Origin of the sequence: Paenibacillus sp. S-12 (genome assembly GCF_030363895.1) — a bacterium.
In the GTDB taxonomy this organism is placed as follows: Bacteria; Bacillota; Bacilli; order Paenibacillales; family Paenibacillaceae; genus Paenibacillus_B; species Paenibacillus_B alvei.
In genome coordinates, this window is record NZ_JASIUF010000016.1 from 274,035 (window position 1) to 281,717 (window position 7,683).

At 42.4% G+C, this 7,683-nt stretch carries 5 protein-coding genes and 1 pseudogene; 1 reads left to right on the forward strand and 5 read right to left on the reverse strand.

Translation table 11 applies throughout. The features are described from left to right. Positions 1–6: 6 nt before the first annotated feature. Positions 7–1,241, reverse strand: a pseudogene (locus tag NO352_RS16695) (IS110 family RNA-guided transposase). 234 nt (positions 1,242–1,475) lie between these two features. Continuing rightward, entirely contained in the window at positions 1,476–2,252 is a 777-nt protein-coding gene (locus tag NO352_RS16700) for a recombinase family protein (protein ID WP_289356176.1), read from the reverse strand. A gap of 158 nt (positions 2,253–2,410) precedes the next feature. Here NO352_RS16700 and NO352_RS16705 point away from each other — a divergent pair, with 158 nt between their 5' ends. After that, positions 2,411–2,614: a helix-turn-helix domain-containing protein gene (locus tag NO352_RS16705; protein WP_289356177.1), complete on the forward strand. Its 204-nt coding sequence runs from the start codon at positions 2,411–2,413 to the stop codon at positions 2,612–2,614. Between the two features lie 98 nt (positions 2,615–2,712). On the opposite strand, the gene NO352_RS16710 is transcribed toward NO352_RS16705, so the two are convergent. From NO352_RS16710 to NO352_RS16720, 3 genes are all read right to left on the reverse strand, one after another. After that, positions 2,713–3,465: a replication initiation factor family protein gene (locus NO352_RS16710; RefSeq protein WP_289356178.1), complete on the reverse strand. Its 753-nt coding sequence runs from the start codon at positions 3,463–3,465 to the stop codon at positions 2,713–2,715. Positions 3,466–4,057: 592 nt separating this feature from the next. Continuing rightward, positions 4,058–4,684 (reverse strand): hypothetical protein, encoded by a 627-nt coding sequence (locus NO352_RS16715; RefSeq protein WP_289356179.1) that lies wholly within the window; start codon positions 4,682–4,684, stop codon positions 4,058–4,060. Positions 4,685–4,706: 22 nt separating this feature from the next. Continuing rightward, positions 4,707–7,683: RHS repeat-associated core domain-containing protein (locus tag NO352_RS16720; RefSeq protein WP_289356180.1), on the reverse strand; the 2,977-nt coding region annotated here is incomplete at its 5' end.

Below are 7,683 nucleotides of genomic sequence, written 5' to 3' on the forward strand. Positions count from 1 at the left end.
AGTATATCAACTTGCTTGTTTAATGGGTACTTCTGGAATCGTGTAAACTGCTTTGGTCTTCATTAAGCAATAGATGACGTTAACCAGTTTACGCATAATGCACACAATGGCTTGCTGCTTAGTCTTTCCTGCCGCCATTTTCTGCTCATAGTAAAAGTAGAAGTAAGGATTACGCGGTTCACGTTTCCCACGTGTGACTGCTATCTGTCGAATAGCAAGAGCTTTAATGATATCATGAAGTTCACGATTGCCTTGCTTGCTCTTATAGTTCCGATGCTTGTCCCCTGATCCAACTGAAATCGGTGCAACCCCCGCGAATCGCGCAAGTTTGTCTGGATTAGAGAAACGATGAATATCACCTATCTCAGCCACCAATTCTGCCGCTGTTACAACATCTATCCCTGTCATTGATTCCAATTGAAAACCCAGTTCCTTCATAACGTCTTCAATTCTTGTTCGATCCGAGTCAACTCTTTCTTATAGAAACGTATATTCCGTACCAGTCGTTTCACAATGAAATCCCGTTTATCTTGAAAATCCCGATATGTATCGCCATCCTCAGCAATAAGATGGAGTATTTGCTCTGCTTTCTTGATCGATAGTCCATTGTTGCTTAACTTTCGAAGGTACTTCGCCAATTCCTCCGCCCCGACACCTGATAAATGCCTTGACGAGGGGTACTTGTACCAGAAAGCTAATGCTGTCTTTCCATCTATCTCAGAAAAGAACTTCTTATAACTTGGGTAATGGTATCCAAGCTGCTGATGAAGACGTTTCACTATTCCTGACAGGTTTTTAGCTTGCCATTTACGCTGAGTAACTAGCTGACTTATTGCCCAATACAAGTCTACGGGCTTGGCATCTGGTAAATTCGGAAGTTCATCTCTTAATACCTTAGCCACACATTCCGCATCCCATGAATCAGACTTCTGAACAGTGACATGGCTCTTACGCCTAGCATTTGCTAGTTTGGCATTGACCTCTTTCACCCAACACCCTTTCTCATTCAGGTAAACAGCTAACGCTCTGCCGTATCCGCCCACATCTTCCAAACCATATACAACGGATAGCCCCTTCTTCGTATATTTTTTCAATTTCTTCTCAAGCTGCGAATATGCGGAAGGCTTGTTATCAAACTTGATTTCATCTAGCTTCTGATTCCAACAATCGATGATAACCGCTGTGTGATGCTGTTTATGCAGGTCTACGCCCACATAAACAAGCTTATCTGGCTGTATCATTACTCTGTTCGCTCCTTATATCAATTGAATTATATTGAATGGTTACAGATAGGTTAGAACTGCATATGACCAAGTAAGCAATACATAGAGAATCGTATGCACAAAGTTCCAACCCATACGTAACCACCCAATTTGGATGGCTTATAGCATGTCTGTAAATCAGGTCGCATCCTCAGTTCGAGCGGACAAGCCGCAAAGATACGCTAGCGAATTCTGATTCCTTCTATGCTTCGGTTAAATAATTGCTTGGTGCAACCCTACAGCTTCAATATCTCCGTAACGGTACAAACCTTGATACAATTCCTTGCGGTCTAATATCCGCTTCACTTGTACTTTCGTAAAACATTTACCTTGTTGCGTGGTGTAGCCTTCTAAATTCAATTGTGATGCTAATTCAGACAGTGACCAAGAGTCATACTGCTCTCGCAAGTCGAAGAGCCTTCTAACAACTTGAGCCTGCTTGTCATGTACTTCTATGCTTTTATGTCCTTTACGGGCTTTGTATCCATATGCCGCCCGTCCTCCTGCATATCCTCCTTGCTGTGCTTTCTTATTACGTCCTCTGCTTAGCTTTAGAGCTATTTCAAGTCGTTGATATTGGTCAAGTAATTCCATTAATCCATTTATCAGAAAATCATTTGGATCTTTCTTATGTATAGAATAAGTCGGCTGCTCAATGCTCTTCACATCTACGCCAAACTTCTTGAACTCCCGATGAACCAACACTTTTACAATGTCAGACCGCCATAAACGGCTTGTATTTAGGACAACCACAGCGTCATAGGTTTGGGAGGCTAAAGCAGATAACATGTTCTGAAAGCCAATTCTGTCCACTTCAAGAGCATCCTCATCCACCTTCGCCCCACTGATACCTTCATCTGTAAATAAGTCCTGCAAGTTCAATCCTTGCTCCTGACAATAAGAGCGGATTTCATCTTGTTGGTACGTTAAACTGTAGCCATCCTTGGCTTGTCCGCTTGTTGAAACCCTGACGTAACCAATGACATTCATGATGTTTCCTCCTCGCCCGTTACGATAATTGAGATTATTGTAACGCTTAGTAGATACAATCACATTATATATCTACTAAGCGATACATTCAATAACTTTCATCATCGTTTATTTCTTCGTATAATAAAAGAAGATTTTCCGAAGAAAGAAGGTTAAACATGCCTGTAGTTGTTAAGCTAAAAAATATCCTTGCAGAAAGGAACATGTCACAGCGTGAACTAGCCAGACTTACAGGGCTAAGACCTAACACGATTAGCCATTTATGTTCAAATGAAGTTGACAGAGTTCATCTAAGCACTTTTGAAGTTATCTGTAAGACACTCGATATACAACTTCATGAATTAATTGTCATGGAGGATTGATCCAATTGGATTACGCTACTGGTACTTTACTCACAACACCAACTAGTATTGCACATGGTATTGCAATCGCATTTTCCCATTGCTCCGCCGCGACGCTATCAAAGTCTAGGACGTGTCCTCATTTCTTTTTCGATTTCCCTACGATAATATCCAGTGACTTGTCGTTGCTCAAGGTCACCGTTCATTATTCCATTAATTCTTTCGAGTAATTTGGGTTTAAGCTTCTCAAGTGAAACCAGATGAGAGCACAAATAGTACTTGTTAAACGAGGGAGGATACTGAACCAACATGTGGAGCGGTATCTTCTCCGTAGGAGCGTAAACAATTTCAAACCTTGTTAATTCTCCCGATATTTTCTTCCCTTGCTTCTCTGCTTTCTCTAATTTCTTATCGTAAACTCTACAATATCCTGCGACTTGCCGTTGATGCCTCTGATTGGAATATCGAGTCCCCTTCCAAATGTGCATATTCCGCCCTGTGAGAGATAATGTAAACAATTCAGTTATAGGTAACGGAATATCGAATCCTACATCGCATCTAACAAACAAAACATCACGGCATACTTTTCTCAAAGGCAACAACCATGACTTGAAATGAACTAAACTTTCAGGATGACATTCAATTCTTAATACGTTTTTTCTTGACTTAGGAACAAAAGCAAGTTGATAAGAAATGTGTAAGTAATGACTTCCATCCTTCACATGTAAATGATATTTAAACCCTTTCTCCTGCAAATAGAACCTAGTATTAAAATGAGTATGTAAAGTTAAGTTAAATTGGTTAAAGAAATCCCAAAATACATCCGTAAAATCTACTACAATTCGATCAATTGAAACTTGTATGTCTTCCATACTCAGCCCCCAACCCGAAATTTTTTAACGAATTTCGGACTATATTAGAGGGCAAGGTGGCTAGCCTTCACATTGCCTTACCTGTTCTATGTTAACTGGCACGTTACCAAATTGTTCTTACAGAATAAACATCGCTACATATGTCCAGATTGATTGTTTGTGAAGCAAAATGATATTTTTTTGTTGTTACTCCACACCCTAGTAGTCGGACTATGTATCTTCAAAGTTGCGATATTCCCTTTCTCGCCCTCTCTATCAGCTTGAAAGGACTGTTCGTTTTGATTTAATTTGCAATCTCAATTTACTTCGGAAAAACCGTGAGAAAGCGAAGGTAAGGTATTTGCATCAAAACACGGTGGTATCTGGTGATTTTAGAGTTATGACAATGAAGGAGGTTTATCATAAAGGGGGATACTATTAATCACATTATATGTACGCACAACCGTATAAGAAAAATATCATACGGGGTTGATGAGGGTTAGGTTCTTTCTAGACATGCCGCCCGATTCATTCGGCACTGGGTGGGGCATCCGCAAAAGGAAAAAAACCACAATACGATGGTTAGTCGCATTGTGGTTTAACAAAATTATTACTACTTGAGTCTAATTGACTTTCCTGCCCTAATGTCGATTTCAAATTTTTCTTCTGGTATACCAAGTTCTTCTGTTGTGTACAGAATATATTCAGATGCAGTGTTCGTCGGTTCAAGCATGACCCAATGATTTACCTTTTTTACCCCAAGTCCTACAATTTTGCTTGTCTGAATATCGACAGGGATAATGGTTTCCTTTCCCAAGCTTAAATCCTTTAAGTAGAGCCTTGCATGGCTGTTTCTTTGAAATAAATTAATTAAATCAATACGATATTCATATTGTCCATCTATCGTAACCTTTATTGAATCACTTTCTATCTTTTCATTCGCCCAACCGTGGGTGTTAACGCTTTGAATCAAAGCGGCAGAGATAAGTGTTGCTAAAACTAGTCCTATACCAATTCCAACATAGTCTATTCCACTCGTGGGAGCCCATCCCTTAATGAGTATTATAGTAAACACAATAGCGAACAATAGAACTGGTATAGCTGCCCCAAAAAAATAGGTAGTTCCTATAATATCCATTCCTCGCTGAAAAAAAGCTGTTGCACCTAAAAGAAACCAAAAAAATGATGTAGCACTAAATAAAATTACTAGTACCAATAGAAACCGTAACCATGCTTGCATAGTCGCCCCCCTTTGGATTAAATTATTTCAACTTTAAGACCGGTTCAATATATTTTTTCCAAATGTCTACATTGCTGTGCATTGCTGAATGAGCCTGAATCTTAGTCCCCTTCTTCTCAGCATCTTTGGCACGTACATTTTCAGCGTTCTTAAATTTGCGTGTTGTTGTAGAACCGGGACCCACATTCCACAATTTCCACCAATCCCATCCAAAGTCGTACCCTCCCAAATCCATTTGTACCATGTCTCTATTATTATACATCTGAATATGTTGTCCTACCTCTGATTCGAGTTGATATTCCCTTACTGGAGTAGCAATAGAAATTAATGTTTCCACTTTCATTCCTTTCTCAGCCAACAGATTTGCCAACAAAATTGCTACATTTCCCCCATGACTATGCCCCACTAATCTAATAGGTTCATTAGGATTATCCTTATGCCATTTATATACATTGTTTGCAAAAGCTTCAGCCGCATCTAAACGAGCACCTTTGGAATTATCGCCCGACCAATTAAGCTTCTCACTTGTTTCATTAAATAAGGCTTCGGCATAGTCAACAAAATCATTTGTCCAAGTCTCCTCACCTGTCTTTTCAGGATTTGCAAATGTGCCATGAATTAGCCAAACCTTATGACCACTTGGATCAGTGTACCTCAACGGATTATTATGCACATACGTATATCCATTCTGACTCAGCGGATTCTTGATGTCCCCTTCATACGTATCCTCATTAACAAACCGCCCGATACTTGGATCATACCATCTTGCGCGCAAATATTGCAGATTCGTTGTCGCATCCCAATATTCGCCCGAGTAGCGGAAAATGTTCGGAACCTGCTCCTCTTGTACCAATGGATTGCCCCAGATGTCGTACGTATAGCGGTTCAGTACATTGCCTTGCGCATCCCGGATTTCGGTAATGTCGCCGTGCCCGTTGGATACGTAGTACTGCATAACCTGTCCTGGAACCTGACGAGCCAATAGCTTGCCGTTCGAATCATGGACATAGGATGCGGTAATGGTGATGCTGCCGTTTCCTTCTACTTTTCCTTCTGCTACGATCTTCGCTCTGTCGTCATAGTAGTAACGGGTCGTTACGCCGCCTTCGGTGCGTTCTACCATCAGGTTATCGCCGTTGTAGCGGTAGCTAACGCCTTTGCCCTCTTCCGTCGTTACTTGGGTCAGACGATTGCGGCTATCGTACGCATAGCTTGCTCCCTTGATGTTCGGTACCTGATCGCTTTGCAGCGTGCTGCGGTTGTCTCGCTGATCGTATGCATATGCTTCATTGAACTGGCTTGAGGTCTTGATCCGGTTCAATGGATCGTAGCTGAATTGATACGCTGCTCCGTTGTCGTTCTTCGCTACAATATTGCGATTGTTATCATAGGTGTAGCTGTAGCCTCCAAGCGGCGCATCTCCTTGCTTCTGCTGAATGCCTGCTAGATTCAAGCCATCATACGCATAGTTCTCCAAGAATCCTTGCGCCGATTTCAACTCCGTCAAGCGATTATACGAGCCGTCGTACTTGTATTCAAATTGCGTGAGCTGCGAGCTGCTGCCATCTAAGACGGCCATACTTGTTGGGTTCGGCAGGATGTTAGTATGGCTTATTCGCTGCGTGATCTTATAGCCCCCGGCCGCAACGGTCTGTTCCGTGCGCAGTCCCCTGACTTCGTAATCGTAATTGATTCTGGTCTGATCCGGATAGATAATCGATGCCAGTTCACCTGTTGGATAGTAGGCATAAGCTGTCGTGCCCGTCTGATCCGTCATTGCCGTCCGCTTGCCCGTTGAGTCGTAGCTATACGAAATTCTCTCGTCTGGAGCAACGACGGCAGTCAGGAAATTGCGGTTATTGTACTCGAACTGTTGGATTTGGCCTTTTCTGTCTATGCTTTTTACGACATTACTATTAGCATCATAGTAGAAGCGTTTACTTTGCTTGTTCGGATCGATCTGCTGCAGCAGTCGGCCGATTTCGTCATACCGTTTCTCAACCGTATTTCCGTCCGCATACTTGATCTCGACCATATCTCCCGATAGGTTATACCGATAGCGCGTCGTCTTTCCTTCGGCATCTGTAACGGCGATCAGGCGGCCTAGTACATCATACTCGTATTTTGTCGCATTGTGATTACCGTCGTAGGCAGTCTGAACATTCCCCGCCAAGTCATATTCGTACCGTGCGGCTACCACGGCTTGACCAGACGGTTTGATTTCTTCTTTGGCAATCAAGCGATCCATTACATCGTACGTCTCGCGTATTCCATTATTGCTGCCATCGTAAGTCGTCTTCGTGTTGGCGGCATCGTCGTATACGATTCTGTTTTGACCATAGATGAAGTTTTCTTTCGTTACGCGTCCCCAAGCATCATATTCATATTCCATCCAATTGCCGTCAAAGGTTCCTTTTCGAATCATATGACCATAGCGATCATAGGTATGATTGGCTACCCCGCCACGGCCATTTGTTTCTTTGATTAAATTTCCCAATGGGTCGAACCATTTTTCGATTTGCTGTCCGTTCGGGTACGTAATCGTTATTTTGTTTGCTGCATCATCGTATGCTACGGCGGTCTGTGTGCCGTCCGCATAGATTTCCGCAATCATCCGTCCCAGCTTATCATGCGTATACGTCGTTTCATTTCCGTTGCCATCGATGTATTTCGTCGGATCTCCTGTCAATGTGTTATACTCCATTCGGGATACGAGGCTGTCCGATGCTCCGTCGACATTTGTAACATTCACCGATTGCTTGTTCAAAAACATTCTTCCATATTCTTGCTGGACAACAGTATCCCGGGAGTCGCCTTTGATCCGTATGGTTATCGGGTTCCCCATCGAATCATATTCATAATTCAACTGCTGCACGATAGTTCCTTGATCACTCTTGGATTGAACTTGCAGCAGTCCGCCAGTACTTCGATCATACTGATATTCCGTATTCAAGTTCATGCTTTGCCCTGTAGGGACAACGCTGCGGATAAGCCCCTTC